The organism is Helicobacter sp. T3_23-1059, assembly GCF_053654515.1.
In genome coordinates this window covers 1-796 of the sequence record NZ_JBSIUV010000175.1, presented here as the reverse complement: position 1 = coordinate 796, position 796 = coordinate 1, and the positions used below count along the sequence as shown (strand labels likewise).

Below are 796 nucleotides of genomic sequence, written 5' to 3'. Positions count from 1 at the left end.
TTTGAATATACCTTTTGAATCAATGATAGATACGCTAACTAATAAAAACGAACAAATAATTTTAAACACCAATAACATATTTCATATAATTTCATTAAACAACGCAAATAAACGAGACATTATAGGATATTTGGGTAATAATATTATTGGGCAAGATTTGCCAATATATATCGGCACGGCAAACATTTTTGATGCACATTCCATTTTAGCATTAACCCAAACCCTCTACTTCTACTCTTATCTTTTAGAATCTAATTCAAACGAAATAAAAGATAAAAATTTAACACAAACCATAGAATATTTAAATAAATTTAACCAAGATATTAAAACACATACAGAGACTTTTATCCTTGATAGAATCAATAAAACCAATCAAAGCGCATACAATATCCATACAATGTTATCTAGCCCTATTTTTATTGTGGCAATCATAAATCATTTATTTGGCAATGCTACCCCAAAAACAATAGACTATCTCTCTTTTTTCTTTTCTATTATCAATACAAAAATACATAAAATCGAAGTATTAAAACAAGGTAAAAGTAACTATATTGAATCTATCATCACAAAAGATAAGATTATTGATTTGATTATCTCTTTATCTAAAGATAAATATTACATAAAGATTCTATCCCAAGCATTTTTTGAAAAAACAAGAAAACAATGTGATTATATAAATGACAAAAGCAACATAGCATATAAGATTTGCATAGGGCAGTATCAAAATTTTATCCTTATAGATAAAAATAATAATCCACTAGAGACACAAGAAAATATAGGTAGTATTTATGGCTAC

At 26.0% G+C, this 796-nt stretch carries 1 pseudogene; it reads left to right on the top strand.

From position 1 onward, the window contains the following. Positions 1-796: pseudogene (locus tag ACWIX0_RS13905) on the top strand (hypothetical protein); the annotation flags it as partial.